Raw genomic sequence first — 504 nt, 5'->3', positions numbered from 1 at the left:
CCGAAGCCGATACCAAGATCGGTACCGACCTCGGCCTGACCAACGAGTGGGCCTACGACGTCATCAAGGGCGTCGGCAATTACAGCGAAGTCTTCGAGCGCAACGTCGGTCAGGGCAGCCCGCTGAAGATCGCGCGTGGCCTCAACGCTCTGTGGAACAAGGGCGGCATCCAGTACGCACCGCCGGTTCGCTAAGCTTTTGACATGAATGCCGGAAAGGCGGGAAACCGCCTTTCCATCTTCCAAGAAAAAAGCCCAAAAACGGGCACATAGGGGATTAGGCTCGGCATGACGCAAGAGGCTGTGCACACGACACCTTTGCCGGAGAGCCGCTGGACGCTCCAGTCGGCACTTTACGACCCCAAGTTAAGGGGCATCTTTTTCCAGGTTCTGACCGTAGTTCTGCTCGTTGGTTTCATAGCGTGGGTCGCTCACAATACGGCGATCAACCTGCAGCGCAGCAACACGGCCTCTGGTTTCGCATTTCTCAATGGGCGCGCAGGCT

1 pseudogene is annotated in these 504 nt (G+C 58.1%); it reads left to right on the top strand.

The window, feature by feature from the left end:
- Positions 1-194 (top strand): annotated as a pseudogene (locus ACODR6_RS32110) (amino acid ABC transporter substrate-binding protein); the annotation flags it as partial.
- Between the last annotated feature and the right edge of the window lie 310 nt (positions 195-504).

This window comes from Rhizobium sp. FG96 (assembly GCF_057808655.1).
Note: the sequence above shows the minus strand (reverse complement) of the source record. Positions and strands in the feature narration are given on the sequence as shown.